This is a genomic window from Paenibacillus oryzae (assembly GCF_001675045.1).
In the GTDB taxonomy this organism is placed as follows: domain Bacteria; phylum Bacillota; class Bacilli; order Paenibacillales; family Paenibacillaceae; genus Pristimantibacillus; species Pristimantibacillus oryzae.
In genome coordinates this window covers 15,861-32,596 of record NZ_LYPA01000051.1, presented here as the reverse complement: position 1 = coordinate 32,596, position 16,736 = coordinate 15,861, and the positions used below count along the sequence as shown (strand labels likewise).

The 16,736-nt window shown below is 48.1% G+C and carries 19 protein-coding genes and 1 pseudogene; 1 reads left to right on the top strand and 19 read right to left on the bottom strand.

The window, feature by feature from the left end:
- Positions 1-2,619 (top strand): S-layer homology domain-containing protein (locus A7K91_RS10875; RefSeq protein WP_068682530.1); only part of this gene is annotated, 2,619 nt, incomplete at its 5' end.
- A 145-nt stretch (positions 2,620-2,764) separates the two neighbouring features.
- On the opposite strand, the gene murI is transcribed toward A7K91_RS10875, so the two are convergent.
- The 19 genes and pseudogenes from murI to A7K91_RS10785 form a co-directional block, all read right to left on the bottom strand.
- Positions 2,765-3,580, bottom strand: coding sequence for a glutamate racemase (gene murI / locus A7K91_RS10870; RefSeq protein ID WP_068682529.1), 816 nt, complete (start codon positions 3,578-3,580; stop codon positions 2,765-2,767).
- A 136-nt stretch (positions 3,581-3,716) separates the two neighbouring features.
- Positions 3,717-4,253, bottom strand: a complete 537-nt coding sequence (locus A7K91_RS10865) for an HAD-IIIA family hydrolase (protein ID WP_068682602.1) — start codon at positions 4,251-4,253, stop codon at positions 3,717-3,719.
- 44 nt (positions 4,254-4,297) lie between these two features.
- The gene (locus A7K91_RS10860) at positions 4,298-4,843 is read right to left on the bottom strand and encodes a hypothetical protein (RefSeq protein WP_068682527.1); all 546 of its coding nucleotides are present in this window, start codon (positions 4,841-4,843) and stop codon (positions 4,298-4,300) included.
- 49 nt (positions 4,844-4,892) lie between these two features.
- Entirely contained in the window at positions 4,893-5,477 is a 585-nt protein-coding gene (locus tag A7K91_RS10855) for an AAA family ATPase (protein ID WP_068682525.1), read from the bottom strand.
- A 54-nt stretch (positions 5,478-5,531) separates the two neighbouring features.
- Positions 5,532-6,062, bottom strand: coding sequence for a GNAT family N-acetyltransferase (locus A7K91_RS10850; RefSeq protein ID WP_068682523.1), 531 nt, complete (start codon positions 6,060-6,062; stop codon positions 5,532-5,534).
- A gap of 73 nt (positions 6,063-6,135) precedes the next feature.
- The gene (locus tag A7K91_RS10845; protein WP_068682522.1) at positions 6,136-6,693 is read right to left on the bottom strand and encodes a nucleotidyltransferase family protein; all 558 of its coding nucleotides are present in this window, start codon (positions 6,691-6,693) and stop codon (positions 6,136-6,138) included.
- Positions 6,690-6,914 (bottom strand): hypothetical protein, encoded by a 225-nt coding sequence (locus A7K91_RS10840; protein WP_068682520.1) that lies wholly within the window; start codon positions 6,912-6,914, stop codon positions 6,690-6,692. The genes A7K91_RS10845 and A7K91_RS10840 overlap by 4 nt, the downstream gene beginning before the upstream one ends.
- Positions 6,915-6,950: 36 nt before the next feature.
- Positions 6,951-7,043, bottom strand: a pseudogene (locus A7K91_RS27030) (GNAT family N-acetyltransferase); the annotation flags it as partial.
- A gap of 4 nt (positions 7,044-7,047) precedes the next feature.
- The gene (locus A7K91_RS10835) at positions 7,048-7,443 is read right to left on the bottom strand and encodes a DUF6210 family protein (RefSeq protein ID WP_068682518.1); all 396 of its coding nucleotides are present in this window, start codon (positions 7,441-7,443) and stop codon (positions 7,048-7,050) included.
- Positions 7,444-7,788: 345 nt separating this feature from the next.
- Positions 7,789-8,223, bottom strand: coding sequence for an NUDIX hydrolase (locus tag A7K91_RS10830; protein ID WP_068682516.1), 435 nt, complete (start codon positions 8,221-8,223; stop codon positions 7,789-7,791).
- Positions 8,224-8,282: 59 nt separating this feature from the next.
- The gene (locus tag A7K91_RS10825) at positions 8,283-8,765 is read right to left on the bottom strand and encodes an NUDIX hydrolase (protein WP_068682514.1); all 483 of its coding nucleotides are present in this window, start codon (positions 8,763-8,765) and stop codon (positions 8,283-8,285) included.
- Between the two features lie 175 nt (positions 8,766-8,940).
- Positions 8,941-9,498, bottom strand: coding sequence for a GNAT family N-acetyltransferase (locus tag A7K91_RS10820; protein WP_068682600.1), 558 nt, complete (start codon positions 9,496-9,498; stop codon positions 8,941-8,943).
- 83 nt (positions 9,499-9,581) lie between these two features.
- Positions 9,582-9,917: a GNAT family N-acetyltransferase gene (locus tag A7K91_RS10815; protein WP_068682512.1), complete on the bottom strand. Its 336-nt coding sequence runs from the start codon at positions 9,915-9,917 to the stop codon at positions 9,582-9,584.
- A 20-nt stretch (positions 9,918-9,937) separates the two neighbouring features.
- Positions 9,938-10,852, bottom strand: a complete 915-nt coding sequence (locus tag A7K91_RS10810; RefSeq protein ID WP_068682510.1) for an aminoglycoside phosphotransferase family protein — start codon at positions 10,850-10,852, stop codon at positions 9,938-9,940.
- A gap of 37 nt (positions 10,853-10,889) precedes the next feature.
- The gene (locus A7K91_RS10805; RefSeq protein ID WP_156739474.1) at positions 10,890-11,276 is read right to left on the bottom strand and encodes a GNAT family N-acetyltransferase; all 387 of its coding nucleotides are present in this window, start codon (positions 11,274-11,276) and stop codon (positions 10,890-10,892) included.
- A 39-nt stretch (positions 11,277-11,315) separates the two neighbouring features.
- Positions 11,316-13,154: an ABC transporter ATP-binding protein gene (locus tag A7K91_RS10800; RefSeq protein ID WP_068682506.1), complete on the bottom strand. Its 1,839-nt coding sequence runs from the start codon at positions 13,152-13,154 to the stop codon at positions 11,316-11,318.
- A 20-nt stretch (positions 13,155-13,174) separates the two neighbouring features.
- On the bottom strand, positions 13,175-14,992 hold the full coding sequence (locus tag A7K91_RS10795) for an ABC transporter ATP-binding protein (RefSeq protein WP_068682503.1): 1,818 nt from the start codon (positions 14,990-14,992) through the stop codon (positions 13,175-13,177).
- 1 nt (position 14,993) lies between these two features.
- On the bottom strand, positions 14,994-15,605 hold the full coding sequence (locus A7K91_RS10790) for a P-loop NTPase family protein (RefSeq protein ID WP_068682501.1): 612 nt from the start codon (positions 15,603-15,605) through the stop codon (positions 14,994-14,996).
- 152 nt (positions 15,606-15,757) lie between these two features.
- Positions 15,758-16,471 (bottom strand): class I SAM-dependent methyltransferase, encoded by a 714-nt coding sequence (locus tag A7K91_RS10785; protein WP_068682500.1) that lies wholly within the window; start codon positions 16,469-16,471, stop codon positions 15,758-15,760.
- Positions 16,472-16,736 lie beyond the last annotated feature (265 nt).

Genomic DNA, 16,736 nt, shown 5'->3' with positions numbered 1-16,736 from the left:
ACGTTAAGCATTGTCAAAGTCGGCAACGGCACAACTTCAACCAACAGCTTGGCTCAATCGCTCATCATCCCGGATCGTCCTGCCGCGCCAACAGGCGTTGGCAAAACCGACGAATCCTATGCTGGCGCAAATGACGGCAGCCTCACTGGACTACCAGTTGGCGGCGAGTATAAACAAGGCGCTGCCGGCGCTTGGTCCGACATCTCAAGCGCAACCGTTTCGGGACTGCAGCCGGACACGTATTATGTCCGCACCAAAGCAACCTCATCAGCCTTTGTCTCTGAGGAAGCTGCCATAACGGTTGGTTCAACCTCCGCTACGCCTGAGGTTACACCAGCGGCTGTCATCAGCTTTACTGATGAGCAACTGGCTGGATTAGCGGCTAACGCCGTTTACCTGATCAACGGTCAAAACGTATCCGCTGACACGAACGGCAAAATCGCTATCGACTCAGCTTGGCTTGGCGAAACGTTAAGCATTGTCAAAGTCGGCAACGGCACGACTTCAACCAACAGCTTGGCTCAATCGCTCATCATCCCGGATCGTCCTGCCGCGCCAACAGGCGTTGGCAAAACGGACGAATCCTACGCCGGCGCAAATGACGGCAGCCTCACTGGACTGCCAGTTGGCGGCGAGTATAAACAAGGCGCTGCCGGTGCTTGGTCGGACATCTCAAGCGCAACCGTTTCGGGACTGCAGCCGGACACGTATTATGTCCGCACCAAAGCAACCTCATCGGCTTTTGCTTCCGAGGAAGCTACAGCAGTCATTGGAACATTGCCTGCTGTCCCAGCGGCTCCCAATGTTTCAGCCGATGATATAAATGATCAGATCATCGGTCTGGATACAACGATGGAATACCAGATTGACGGCGGCAATTACGTTCGATATGACGGCAATAATCTGCCGGTCTTGAATGGCTCACATACTGTTAAAGTAAGGGTGGCCGCAAATGGTTCTGTTCCAGCGGGGGCAGAGGTCACGTTATACTTTACGGCTCCGGTTGCTGCCGGTCTTACCGTAACGGCTGTTGATCCAAGCGGCACAGCAAATGACGGCAAAACGACAATTTCGGCAGTACCAGCCGCGACTGCAATTGGCCACAAGCTGGTTTACAAAACGTTCGGCAGCAGCGAGGTTATCCCGCCAAGAGTTGGCGATGCGGCAACCGGCTATGCCGACCTGCCTGCTAATGGACTAATCAACGCAGCTCATGGCGAAAAAATCGGAGTGGCCGAAGTTGATGCCGACGGAAAAATTGTGAAATTCGGCTTCACGACAGCGGTTGTTGTTCAGGAGCAGACATCAGGCGGCAACACGAATGTACCAACTGCGCCTCCTATCATTACCGGACCTTCTTCAAACGAAACCGATGTTATTGTTATCGTAAACGGCCAAATCGAAAACGCAGGCAAATCGAAAACAACCGAAATCAATGGTTTGACTACAACAACCGTAATCGTTGACCCTCAAAAGCTGCAGGCCAAGCTGGATTCCCAAGGCGATGGTGCCATCGTAACCGTACCGGTCAGTTCAAGCTCATCCATTATTAAGGGAGAGTTAAACGGCCAAAGCATTCAAAATATGGACAATCGTTCTGCAACTCTGGTTCTGCGGACAGACCATGCCAGCTACCGCATTCCCGCCCGTGAAATCAACATCGGGCAGCTGGCTGAAAAGCTGTCTCCGGGGACAAAGCTTAGCGATATATCCGTAAACATAATCATCGCCGAGCCATCTGACGAAACGAATCAGGTCGTTCAAAATAGTGCTATTCGAGGGAATTTCACAGTTATTGTTCCTTCTGTAGATTTTAAATTAATTGTTTCGCATAAGGATAAATCAATCGAAATTACAAATTTCAGCATGTATGTGGAAAGAAAAATTGCATTGCCGGACAACGTTGATCCTAACAAAATTACAACTGGCATCGTAGTTGATCCAAACGGCGTTACCAGACATGTTCCAACAAAGGTCATTGTCGAAGACGGAACCCATTACGCGGTTATCAACAGCTTGACGAACAGCACCTATTCCGTTGTTTGGCACCCGCTGATTTTTGCAGACATGGAAAATCATTGGGCAAAAGACGCGGTTAACGACATGGGCTCCCGCATCATCGTAAATGGTGTCGACAGCTCGACGTTTAGCCCGAACAAAGATATTACCCGGGCAGAATTTGCGGCTATGGTCGTTCGTGGTCTTGGCTTGCGACTTGGCGAAGGAACCCTTCCGTTTAACGATGTCAATGAGCAAAACTGGTATTCAAGCGCTGTACAAACCGCAGCTTCCTACAATCTTATTGCAGGTTTTGAAGACGGGACATTCCGGCCAAACGCCACCATTTCACGTGAACAGGCAATGATCATTATTGCCCGAGCAATGAAGCTGACGGGACTTGCGGCAACAACGGGCATGCCGGATGCCGACGAACTTTTATCGTCATTTACTGATTCCGCAGCTGCAAGCAGCTGGTCAAAAGAAGGCATCGCACTGGCGGTCAAAGCGGGTGTTGTTGGCGGCCGCAGCGACGGCAGACTTGATGCAAAAGCCAATATAACCCGCGCGGAAGTAGCCGCAATTATTCAGCGATTGTTGAAGAAGTCCGACCTTATTTAATGAAGTACCGGGCGTTTCTTCACTAAGGAAAACTATAAAAGGCAATAAGCAAGGCAATAAACGGAGTAATAAAAGAATAAGCTTCAAAACCCGCATCATTGGGTTTTGAAGCTTATTTTTTTTCCAGCCTTCTCAGCTGAGGGTTCTATTGTTTGCTATTCGTGCCCAGACGTTTAAGACGCTCAATATCATCCAGCCTATCAAAAAGTCCGTGATAGCGTCTTAATTCCTCAGCATCCTCCACCTTAACGCCTGATTTGAAAAATGCTATCTCTCCAGTGCCTTCTTGGTTGACTTCGTTGTTAGCCTCCAGAATACGCTTCAAATGTTTGGCTGTTCCAAGACTTCCCGAAATAAAATCCGTCCCTTCGGGAAATAACGATTTCAGAGGCATTTCAAAATAAGGAAAGTGGGTGCATCCAAGCACAACCGTTCCATATTGCGTAACATCCAGATGGGCAAACGCTTCTTTCAAATAAGACACAACCTCATCCTGATTAAACCTGAAGCTTTCGGCTAACTGGACAAGACCAGGCAGGGGCAAGCTGTGTACAATTTCTTCATGGTCAAGCCGCTCTACCAGCTCGTTGTATTTCTTCTCTTTTAATGTTAAATTCGTGGCTACTACCAGAACCTTTTTCCGATTCCCCTCCCATTTTTCAATGGCTGGTTTGACAGCAGGCTCGATGCCCAATATCGGAAAATCATACCTTTGACGAAGCTCCTCAATCACGATGCTGGTAGCTGTATTGCAAGCAATAACAAGTGCCTTAACATGCTGGCGGGCAATACAATCAGCGGCATCCACTATATACTGTCTGACTTCTTCACGCGTTTTTTCTCCGTAGGGGACATTAGCAGTGTCTGCATAAAAGAGGTAGTCCTCTTTTGGCAAAAGCTTCACCGCTTGATGGAGCACCGTTAAACCGCCTATCCCGGAGTCAAAAAAACCAATTTTCATACCTTCACTCTTCTCTTTGCGTTCAAAAGTAACGGTTTGGACATCGAGTCAGCGACGCCGCCCTGCGCATATTATACTTCCCGCCTGTCGTTCGGGCAATGGATAATTAGCGGATAATCGCCATCCGGAATTCAAATCACTTATTTCTATCTGCCGTCAGCCATTCAGCGGCCTCAAGCACATTTTCGGCAACAAAGTCCGGCTCGGCTTCGCTCCAGCGATCACGGTAGGTAGTTAATGAAGCATCGCCCCAGCCCGTACGCACCAAAATTTTAATAGCCCCAACCCTATGGGCGGCAAGCATGTCCGTGCTTCCAACATCGCCAATGACGGCGCAACGCTTCAAATCCAGCCCATGTTTCTCCGCCGCCTCTAATAACATGCCAATCCCTGGTTTTTTGCAGGAGCACCCATCCTCGTCGCTATGGGGACATATAAAAGCATCGTCGAAACCATAGGTCTGGAACTGCTCCTGAAATTCCGCTTTTGTTGCTTGTTGCCTTGATATCCGATGCTGATTGGTGAATGCAAATACAAGAAGTCCCGCTTTTTTCAACCTCGTAATAGCGTCGGCGGAGCCCTCATAAAGAGTAAAATCTCGTGGGTGAATAAAATGCCCCGTCCCGCCTATCGTACCATCACGGTCAATGAATACAGCCTGCAGATTCTTCATGCTATTCAAATGCTTCTCCCCCCAGTTCTCCACTATGCCGCTGCTCACTCAAAATGAGGATAGCGGTTAGAAAAAGCCGTCATAATTTCAAAAAAGGATTCCCGAAGATTGGCCAAATGCTGCTTCCCTCTTAGCTCCAGATGAACCTCGGCTCCGTGGCAATAAATAATCCTTGCCCCTTCATCCTCCAGATCAATATAGGTTAATACGGCTTCAAATGCCTTGCTCAGTTCTATAAACCACTGCGTGATCGATACCGAATCCTGGAACAACCGGCTCATATCGCTGGTAACCGCCGTGAAGGTAACTTCAATTTCATCCGGGTAACCCTCCAGCTCGCGAGTAGACAAATCGATGCTGCCGATTCGCACTTTTCCATCCGGCTCGATAAACAGCTCTATTTCTTCCCGGTCATAATGCGGCTGCCAGCTATACCCGCCCTCCAGATACTTCAAAATGTAAGAGTCCATACAAAAATGAATGCTTGCGCTATTTCCGCTATCAATTGATCCGTGCTTTCGAATGTACTCATATACATGCTGCAATCGATGCTTCGGTATTATCGTTACAAAGCTATAGTCAAGGCCCATGCTCTCCCTCCTTGCCATTTATCGCCCGGATTATATGATCCTCTCATTATTAGCTATAGGCTGGCGGACTTTTTTGCCATCCAAAATGCTTTATAATCATATCTGCTGCCTTGTCTGGATTCAGATTTGTATTATTAATTCTGAAATAATGTTTGGCACTGATCTCGCCGGGTAATGAATTTAATCGGTATGTTTCATGGCTTTGAACCAGATCATGCTGCGATTTTTGGACATTTCGTTTGGTTGGTTTGTGGATTAACCTGTTTTCGCTAGTGTTTCGTTTGATTCGTTCCCCCACATCCGCCTCCAGCTCAACCAAATAAACGGTGCCGCCTCGCGACTCAAATTGCTTCGAGACTTGCTCCACATAATCCCAATCGCTTTGCAGATCAAAGGCCCATACAAAGGTAAAAATAAATCCTTCCATATCGCTGCCCGCGACCTCTTCAAACATCTCGTGCCTGATCAGATTCACCAATCGCTTGCCTGAGGGAGAGCCGTAATCGAAATAGGGCGAAACAAAATCAATGGAAACATGATTGTGGAATAACTTATAATTCGTTTTTTCAGCTAAACGTTGTCCTACTGTCATTTTCCCGACAGCCTGGGGACCAACTATCAAAATAAAGTTCATGCTTCCGCCCTCCTCGAATTCATTCCCGCCACCCCATGCTTCCACAAAAGCAACCTAAACGCGGCTTAATGTCTTGGTCAAATACAGCGCAACATCATCATTGACGACAATGCTTTCGCCATATTCAACATGTACTTCGCCATTAAAAATTCCTTTTCCATCCGGCACATAACCGCGCTTAGCATACAAAATTTGCGCATTGCCGTAGCTGGAGAAAATACCAACGCCTATTCCTGCAATAGGAGACCGTTCCCCAATAACGGCTTCGGCTTTGTCCATCAGGGCCGAACCAATGCCCATTCGGCGGAACTTTATCATCACATTAAAATCATTGATTTCAGGGATGCCCGCTTCCCGAAACGGCGGATAATAGGACTTCCAAAGCACATTAACGTAACCGGCAAAAACACCATCTGCCTCTGCGATCAACGAAACCCTGTCGCCTTTTCGCTGCTCTTCCAAATAACCCTCGTAGAGCCAGACCGGCTTGTTCCAGCCTTGCTCCCGAAACGCTTCCGCTATGATCTCGGGATCGCTTTCGTTCATTACGCGAATTGTAATTGCATTTGTAAATGCATCACTCATACCTTATCTTCCTCCCTCTCTTAATCTATCAGCTCCAGCTACAGCAACCAGAACTAGTCCGCCAAAAGCAGGCTCAGTCCACCACAATCAGCTTTGGCCATATCTCAAGCCATCTTTTCCTTTCTATTCGGGACAAAAAATAGCTTCGGTCTCCGAAATAGCGGCTTTGTCGGACCAGGAGGCCAAACAGGTCATTCAGGCCATGAGGAGCTATTATTTCCAGCTGGCCTTCTTTATCCAGCGTAACGCCAACGGCGGTTGCGGTTTCCGGCCAATGCTTCATAGCATCCTTCACCGATTTATAGGGGCGAAGATTGGATTTTTGATGCATTCTTGCCTGGTTTTTGACGGACCAGCGGTAATGAGGACAAGCCTCTATCAATTGCTTCTCGCAACGTTTTTCTCTATCTTCGCTTAAATCCGCCGCATCGTAATAGAGTACATCCACATCATTAAGCGGGGTGGGCTGCTCCTTCCCATGTAGGCAATCCCATACATAATTGCGGATATAACCGGCCGATATGCACCAATGCGGCAGCTTCAACGCTTCAACATGAGCCAAATCCCTTGTCAAAAAAGGATGCTGCATCAGCAGCTCCCTTAGTCTGGTTTCTTGCTCGGCTGCCGTCATGATTCTTGCTCTCCGGCAAGCAGCAAGCCATAAAAATCAAGCTCATTATCCTCAAGAGGAATCGCACGGAACCCCCTAACGGCAAACAGGCCGGAAACCGCCTTTTTTAACAACGCTTCATCAAAAAAGGAAAAAAACCGTTTAGGAGAATAATGATCCTTTTCCCAGATGCCTTCGCTGTTCCTATAGCTGGACCTCAATTCCTCTTTAACGTAACTCATGGCTTCCTCCTTGCAAAGTCGCATCATTACATGCACTTATCCCGCAGGCGCGTTGTCGATTACTCCCAGCTCCGCATACCCTTGTTTCTTGTAGAAATCAGGAGCCTGGAAGGTAAATGTGTCCAGAAGCCCTTTAACGGGCATTCCAGATCAGCATGCCGTCCGCCTCGGCGATTTTGTCATCCTGCTCTTTAGTTGCTCTATACTTGACTCTGACGTAAAGGTTTCCATTCATGGATTGTTCCAATTTCTTTCGGTTTACAGCTACTCCCTTGCTTGCCGGATTAGCCTCCAGGATGGCATCGATCACATTGGCATCTGCATCCGTCAATACTGTTTTGCCTCTGAGGGCTTCCGCAAGCCTGTTCAGCACCTCGCTGGATTCATCTTCAATAAAGGACAATAACCCCTCCGGACGCGAGCCGGCTCCTTTCCGAAAGGGACTGAACCCGCGAGACGGTTCTTGCTTGCAAATAATTAAGGCAAGCCGTTCCGCCTGCTCCATGACCGGTATCATTTTGAATAACATGATGAGCTCCTTCTATGTATAAATCTATATATCCATAATAGCTTAACCTTGCCATTAGTCGCCAGATAGCTTCATGGCTTCCCCCGCCTTACGGTCACTGATGACCGGTAGAGCACCAAATAACCGCTTCAGCTTTGGCCAACGGTCGCAAATGTCCTTTAGACGCTCGAAAGTTACGTTTTTGGCATAAAATTAAGCTTTTACGGCCACGCATGACCTTTAAAAATAGATATTCCATCAAAACAAGACTCTAACGGTCATGAATGTCCGCAGCTACAGAAATAAACAAGTCGCGCCAATCAATTCCATCCAATGATGACTTACAGAAGTCCGCAGCAGCAGTGATTAATCCAGCCACTGCCTTGGGCCGATCATATGAAAAAGCTCCTGCGAGCCTTGGACGGCATCCATAATGCGATTATAGGTAAAATCGCTCATTGGCCGAGGCAGCTCCCCGATCGGGCAGAACCGGCACTCCAAAATTTCCGGCGAGCTTGGAGCAGGAAGGGCCTGGCCCGCTGTAACAGAAGCTATAAAAACAAAATGATGCATATCAAATTGGGGATCATAATAGATTCCCGTTAGCTTTCCGGCTTTCACCGTTAAACCCGTTTCCTCAAATACTTCACGCTCCGCCGTTTCCCGTGCGGATTCATTGGCCTCCGCCTTGCCGCCAGGCAAGTCCCAATTATTCCTGCCATAGCTGTGCTTAACCACCAAAACATGGCCTTCCTCGTTTAAAAGAATTGCTGCAGCGCCTATCAACTTATTTTCGGGCATGGCTGCTGTCCCCCCTTGAATTCATAGATTTGTTTTTCAATTATGCAAACCCTTATGACTCAGAATGTCCGGTGTGCCCTGATTTCAAAAGCCGGTTTTGTCCTATATTCCATATATTCAATTCGATCTCTATTTTTTAAAAAGACCTCATACCTTGTCCGAATTGCTGGAGAAGTAATATAATCCAAAACCTTATTCTTGTCTATCCAGCAGCTCTCCATTGTTTCCTCCGATGTCGCCAATACTCCGCCTAGCGGCTTACATACAAAATCGAGCATAAGCTTCGTCGGTACCCGGTCAACTCCATTATACCCTTTGTAAGAGCCCGTATTGGAATATATGCCAGCAATATGCAGAACCTCGCATTCTATTCCACTCTCTTCCATAATTTCTCTAGTTAGCGCATCCGGCAAGTTTTCGCCAACCTCGACTTGACCACCAGGAAAAACCCAACCCCCATGCCTTGTTTTGACCAGCAATATTTGACCTTGTTCATTTTCAACAAATCCCCCAACGGCAACAATATGCGTCGGCATTTCCATAAGATCGCCTCCCAAGTTCATAGTTGGAAAATGTTCCATCCTCTTATGACGTGTAGTGGACACTGAAGGTTACCTCATTCCTCTCAAATCATGAAATATCCTCCAAATGTTCACCATCTTGAGTATAGCTCATAGACTGACGGCTGCATCACGGGACTCTTCAAAGCTTTCAACTCTAAGCTTGTAGCTTCTTCCGCATAAACAACGCCGCTTCGCCGCTGCCGTCATCGTTATTGCTGTACAAGGATTTATCAATAGCTTCAATTGTAAAGCCGCAATGCCGGTAAAATCGGATGGCAGGCACATTGGTCGTTTGAGTTTCCAGCGAAACCGCACGAAACCCGGCCTCCTCCGCATATCGGCAAACAAAGTCCATCAGAAGCTTGCCGTACCCCTTGCGTCGGTGGGACTCGTGCACTTGCAAATGCCAAAGCATCAGCGTGTTATTCCACGCTTGAGGCTCCGTAACCGCCAACGCGGCCAAACGATTGTTGATCAAAAGCCCGAGTGCATAACCGGCTCGCGCCAGCTTGGCATAACGCTGAATATCCTCTTCCTCGTTCATTTCGCATTTTATATACGGTTTCTCCAAGGAAACCAGCTTCAGCCCCAGATTGAAGACATCCTGCGACTCCTCAATGGTCAATTCATATTTTTCCGTAGATTGGTATCCAAAAGCGCCCAATTGTTGCAGTTCATCAGCGCTCAGCTCATGCAATTGCTTAATCTCCATCTTTTCTCTCCTGTTTTCGCTCTTGTCAAAAAAGGCCTCCGGGTACCTGAGCTCTCCTTGAATTCGGCTTAATGCGCCTTCTCTCAGCTCGCAGACCATAAACACTTCGTCTGGCCCGCTCCCTGCCCCTGATAATCAGGCCTGACGGCAATCGGAGCCAGCACAACAACCTCATGAATGGCCATCGGCCCGCCATCATGCAGCTGCCGTCCTTCATAAACCGCCGCTTTGCTTATAAGCAAATGACCTACAATTTTTCCGTTCTGCTCAGCGACAATAGACAGCTCTGGCACAAATGTCCTGCTGTCTCTGATACGCCGTACCAGCAACGCCTCATCCTCACGCTGCTCAAAGGCCTCTATATTAACCTCGTGAACCTGTTCGTAATCCTCCCGGCCTTCCGTTCGGATGATCAACATATTGAATCCACTCTCCTTGTCTACAAAAGAGCTTCGGCAAACGCCGCCGTTTCCAGCAGCTTGGCGCATTCGTCAGGCCCTGCTCCGTCCTCAACGCTCCAGCACACCCCCATCACGGTTTCAACATAAAGACAGGCTCGCAAAATAGGCCCCGGGATAGCCAATTGCTTCTCCAGCAGCACGATCATTCGCTCTATTTTTGCAGCCAGCTCTGCCGTCAGCTCGTCCTCGAATTCATTGAGCATAAAACGCGGCACATCAAACAGAGGATCGCCGATTACCCCTTTTGGGTCAATAATGACATAGCTGCCTTCGCTGCTTAGCAGTATATTATCATGGTGAAAATCGCCATGTAACAGCATGCTCCTGTTATATTTTTCAGTTAGAACCCTGTACAATTCACAAGCTTTTTCCATATGGCCGTAAAGCTCACTGCAATCCTGCCTGCCCTTCATATAATCTGTTATCCGCTCCACCCAACGAGTGTAGGTAGGAAATACGATTCCTTCAGGCGGAAGCATATGCAAACCGTTATAAAGCGAGCAGAAACGGTCCACTCGCTCCTCCAGCGTGTCCAGCTTGCGCAGAGGCGTGCCTGGGAAAAGCCGCTCCTCCAGCAATGCGCCGCCAGCCGCATCAATGTCGAATACGTTGCAAAACGGCCTCCCGCCATAGGCAGACAACGCTTGAAACTCCGTCTGTATATAGACGGAGTCCGGGTGGCCTATTTTTAATACGGCGTCTCCAAATATGCCCGACGTGCAGGTAAACACCAGATTGGCCGAAAATGAAGGAATAAGCGCCAGCTCATCAAGCTGCCACCGCTTGCAAAATACGGAAAGCCCTCCGTTCACATGACCAAAAAAGTCCGCGCCAAAGCGGTTAATGATCTGACTGCTTTCTTCTAAGGAAAATGAATAACCCTTATTCCGCATTGCAACCAGCCTCTCACTGTTTTAAAGTGTGAATGACTTATGTGAATAGTATTTTTTCCATTATCATATTTTCATCATGGTCCTCAACGACATTATAATTTAGTTTCTTGTACAAGTTACAGGCTGGTTCATTGAATTTAAATAAACTAAGTCTGAGCTTTGTCATTCCTTTATCTTTGGCATCCTGCTCAATCCATTTCATCGTTTCAAATCCATAGCCTTTCTTCCTGTAATTCTCCTTGACCAAAAAATCGCAAATAAATCCCGAAACATCCTCTTTTTCATACCAGATAAAACCAACGTTTTCTGCGTTATCATCTATCATTACATATAAAAAATTATTCTCCGTTGATTGACCCATCGGAAGTATTTCGTCGAATTCCTTTTCAGCACGTTTATAAGCCTCTTCTTTATCGGCGCTCATTTTAGATTTGATCAAATCGTTTGCATAGTCATACCTTTGTCAGGCTCCCCGCAAAAAGCGGCTGTAAAAGCCATCTCGGCGGGTCAGCTCCTCATGGGTGCCTTCCTCCGCAATGCCGCCGTCATTCATGACGATTATCCGATCAGCCAATGAAGCAAGAGCAGGTCGATGTGTAACTAGAATGGCAGATTTATTTTCCAAATACAACCTTATGGAGTCTACAAGCTTCTGTTCGTTAGCTGCATCAAGGGCGGAGGTTGGTTCATCCATAATAACCAGGCTGCATTCCTTATGGAGAAATGCCCGGGATAAAGAAATCCGCTGCTTTTGTCCGCCGGAAAAATTATTCCCTTGCTCCGTGATGACGGTATCGTACCCGTCCGGCAGCCCGTCAATGAACGCGTCCAGTCCCGCCAGGGTGGCGGCCGCTCTAATATCCTGATCCTTTGCCTGCGGCTTTACCAAGCCAATGTTTTCCTTTATTGTTGCCGAAAACAGGTATGGCGACTGGCTCACAAACACCAGACCGGAATCGTCGCCTTCCCCATCGCCCCCGATAAACGCCTCTCCGCCAGTCGGCTCGTACAGGCCGGAGCACAATCTTGCCAACGAAGATTTACCGGCGCCGCTTGGCCCGATAATCAGCACCTTTTCCCCCTTCTTCAATTGAAAGCTAATTTCGCTCAGAAGCGGCTTGTCGGCCCCTTCTGGCTGGAAGGATACATTCTGCAGAGAGATGACCGTATCTCCGTCCGGCGGAGAAGTAGACGTATGCTCCCCCGGAGTGGAAGGCAGCGGGTGCTTGCCTACCGTTTCGCCTGCTGCTCCGGAAGACAGCGGGTGTTTGCCTACCGTTCCTCCCGCTGCTTCGAACTTCAAGAGACGGTAAATGCGATTAAATGCGCCAACGCCTTCCTGTACGCGGCTATATTGATCCGAGAGGCCGATAACCGGCCAAACGACCAGCTCAAACAAAACGCTGAAGGTTACAATTGCGCCCGGCGTCATCGTATTTCTCGTTGCCGCGATGGCTATAAAGACAAGGGCTGCAATGTAGATGAGCTGGTAGCTGCCCTCCGTCAAGCCGCGGCTCATGGCATTGGTCATGGCAAGCCTGGCTTGCGACTGATTTAACGCTTTTCGCTGCTTCATAAATTGACCAAGGTAAAGGCCTTTGGCCCGATACGTTTTGACAATCGGCAAACCTTGAACAAACTCCTGCGATGTTTCCCGCAGCGCTTGCTCCTTGTGCTGTACATCATCGGATTGAATCGCGATTTTTTTATCGAAAAAACGGCCGATGAAAAACAGAAGCGGTGAGCTGACGGCTCCCAATACAGCCAATACCAGATCTATTTTTATCAAATAAATAAACGACAGCAGGATGAGAACAAATACGGTAACGTATTCAACAAGGGCTTCAATGATGGACGACCCGTGCTCGGTATCCTCCTTCAGCCTTGTCACCAGCTCGCCGGAGTGATAGCTTTGGCGATTGCGGAAGGGCATATAGTTGACGACATCAAACAGCTTCAGGGTCAAATCCCTGTGCACATATCCCAGCAGCTTGACAATCAGATGCTTGTGCAGCGCCAACAGCACAATAGCGCCAAGAAGCAAGCAAACAACCAGCTTTGTTACATTCATCAATTCCGTCATGACGCCCTTGCTTGCCGTATCTATAAACAACCCCTGAACCTGGGCAACCCCAATTTCAAAGCCGATATCTACTCCCATTAACAGAGGCAGGAACAGAAGGATGATCCAATGCTTTCTTGCATAAGTAAAGAGTAAAACCAGCGTTTTTCTGGTATTGATTTCTGCGTTGCTCCCCGTGCTGGTCTCCCTATTGTTTCCTGTGTTCATTTCTGGGTTCAAAACAATTCCGCTCTCCTCTCCTATGCGAGCTGGCTCTGCACCAGTGCATAATAATGTCCTCGCCTGAGCATTAATTCCTCATGCCTTCCCGTCTCTTCAATTCTGCCGTCTTTTAGAACAATAATGAGATCGGCGCTAGTCACGGTGTCCAATTGATGGGCGATCATAATGGTGGTGCGCCCCTTCATCAGCTCCAGCAAAGAAGCTCTGAACTTCTCTTCATTTTCGATATCCAGCGCTGAGGTCGGTTCGTCCAGCAGCAGCAGATTCGGGCGCCTCATGTAGGCTCTGGCCAATGCCAGGCGCTGCTTTTCTCCGCCCGACAGCTCAACTCCGCGCTCCCCGACAATCGTATCGTAGCCTTGCGGGAATGACGCTATTTTGTCATGCAGATGGGCTAATCTCGCGGCCGTTTCGACTTCGCTTTGAGGAGCAGACGTTAGTCCAAAGCTAATATTCTCTCTGACCGTGCCCGTAAACAACACGGTATCCTGCGAAACATATCCGATTTCCGCTCTCCAGTGGTCCAGCTCCAAACTTTGGATAGCCTCATTGCGGTATAACAGCTCCCCGCGGTCCGGGCGATACAGCCGCAGAAGCAGCTTCATGATGGTGGATTTACCGGAGCCGCTTGCTCCAACAATAGCCGCCAGCTGTCCCTTTTTGACCTGGAAGCTGATGTCCTTCAACGCCTCCGCCCCGTCCCGATACTGGAAGGAAACCTTTTTTAACGTAATGGCGTCTTGGCAGGTATCAATTAGATCGTTTGTTGCTTCAGGTGCGGCAGTGGCGGCCTCCGTTCTTTTATCTGCCTTTTTAGCCTCATTGGCCTCTTGAGCTTCATTGGCCTCTTTAACCTCTTCATCCGGTAAATCGAAAAGGCTAAAAACCCTATTGGCTTGAGCGATAGAGCCAATCATCTCCGTCCACAGCCACGCAATGGATAACAGAGGATTGGTCAATTGACCGCTCGTAACGACAAAGGTAGCAAGCGTCGCAACCGCCAAGTCGCCCTTCAGCGTCTGATAACCGCCAAAGCTAAGCGTAAAAATCATGCCCCCAAACGTGGCGAGGCGGTTGAGGCCTTCGCTTCCTCTTTCAAAAAGAGAAATTTTTAGAGCCCGGGCAAACGCCCTGTCAAGCCTTTTCCCAAGCAAACCCGCCAAGTAGCCCTGTAGCCGATAAACTTTGACATCTTGGCTGCCTTGCACGGCCTCTTGAAGGACAATATCTCGATGCGCAATGTCGTCGCCATGGCGATCATGTAAAACCCGCAAATAACGCGAAATGGGATAAGCAAGCAGCGGGTACGATAGCGCAAAGCCTATCAGCCCAAGCGTCAGCGGAAGATTCAGCCATGTGAAATAAGCCATCGCCATAACCACCTGCATCACATTGCTAAACAGGGTTAACGCTTTTTCGTTAATGCCCGTTTGAGCGGCGGTTACGGAGTTAAGCAATCTGCCAACCAGATCGCTGCTGTGGAATCGGTCCAACTCCTCCTGCTTTTTTCCATACAGCTCATTCAGCACGTGATTCTGCATGCTTGTAATAGACTGGTTTTTTAATTTAACCATTACTTTTTCCTGAAGCAGGCTTAAGGCTAGCTGCAGCCCTGTGGTTAACCCGGCCAAAACAGCTCCGTAATAAACCGGCTGCAATGTTTTTGAGGTTGCCCCGGACACAATTTGCCTGACAGCCTCCAGATAACCCAAATTAACAAATGAAGCGCACACCACGATTAGCAGCAAACCTATGTAATAAAGATAATAAGCCTTTGAATAATGAAGCAATCTAGCCATTGTTGCCGGGGTTGAATAGGTAACTTGCCGTTCCATGTTAATCTCCCTGTGTGTGGTCTATATAGCTGTAATAGTACTCGCGCTGTTCAATAACATTAATATCGTCCGCATCTGCCGGCTCATGTGCGGCCATTAGCTCCAGCATAAGCTGCAAGGCCGTTTCCGGATGTTGGCCGGAATTTTCAATGCGGTATTCATTTGGCAGTTTTTCTCTGGATTTAATCAAGGCGTTCATCGCGACAGAGGTTTCCCAGTCCTTGTATTCATTCCCGTTGTCTCGCGTTAACACTCTTTGCTTAATGATGTCGTCATTGTCACTGTACAAAGTCAAAATGATATACCGGTAACCTTTGAATATTTGGTGGATATCCAGCATTCTGATGTCGTTCAGATCGGTGAGAATGATATTTTTAAAGCCGTGGCAGTTATAATTTTTGGCAACCAAAATTAGGTTTTCAAAGGAAAGCTGCTCTTCCGCCGCCTGAGAGATGTCCAGGGAAGGCGTCAAGGAACGAAATTCCGGTATCCAGCCGAACTCAAAATAAGGCGACTTCAAATGCTCATTAAGCATGCGGGACAAGGTTGATTTACCGTTTCCGGGCGATCCGTGAACAATAATAAAATCCATTTCCATAAAGTCCATTTCCATGATGGCTAAGCTCCTTTTAACCTTAAAGAGGCCAGTTCTCTCCCATAGGATGTATATTGTGAATGGGAGAACTCATAATGCGAATAAGAGGATATTCAAGAGGAACGAGATGTAACTCGAACGGAATAATTTTTAGCGCGAATGGCTCGGGTTTAATTATTCCTTTTGCTAAGGCGAACCAATTGCATAAATCCGTTACCACCGTACGCTTCATCGCTTTCAAAAATCTCTATATCAAAATGCGCATTGTTCAGTTCTTCCTCTAACTCTTCTACAGTAAACCAATGAACGTAACCAACCCCCAGCGGAAGATGGTCCCCACGCTCCAGAATGCTGAAACGAGCGGCTTCACTTTTGGCAAAATGCTCATCCCTGCCATCATCCTGGAATTCATCAGGCACAATATGCTGGGTCAGAATGCAGCTCCCTCCAGGCTTCAACACGCGGTGAAGCTCCTTAAGAAATACGCTGCGCAGCTCCCGTGTCGGCAAATAACATAACACCTTAAAAACAATGGCACTATCAAACGCCCCGTCCGGAAAAGGCAGATCCGCCCCTTCATTCTGCAAAAATGAAATGGTCAAGCCTTTATCTATCCCATTTTGCCGAGCCAGCTGCAGCAGCCCTGAACTAACATCTATGCCCGTCACCCTATAACCCTGCCCAGCCAAAATAAAGCTGATTCTGCCCGCTCCACAGCCCACATCCAGAACAGAGCCTTGTCCCGGCATAGTGCTCAGCAAATGCTGCTCTGCCTCCGTTGGAGCCTCCTCGCATTCCTTGGCATAATGCTGGATTTGATCAGGCCGGTTGAACCAGCCTTCCACAGCACTCAGCAAATAGCTTTGCTCCTTGGAAGCCGTCATTTATTCATCTCTCCATTAATCTCCATTAGTTAGAAGGTGTTGATGTAAGGGTATACAAAACCAAGCCGTACAAAACCAAACTGTACAAACCAAACCGTACAAACCAAACCGTACAAACCAAACTGTACAAAACCAGCACTTCCGGGAAGCGCCCTTCCTCCCAGTAACCGGGCGCTCTTCTATTATAAAGGTACACCAATACCAACGGACAATATTGTTTGTTTAAAGTCAATTATTACTTTTTAGCAGGACAGCCGGAGCCTGC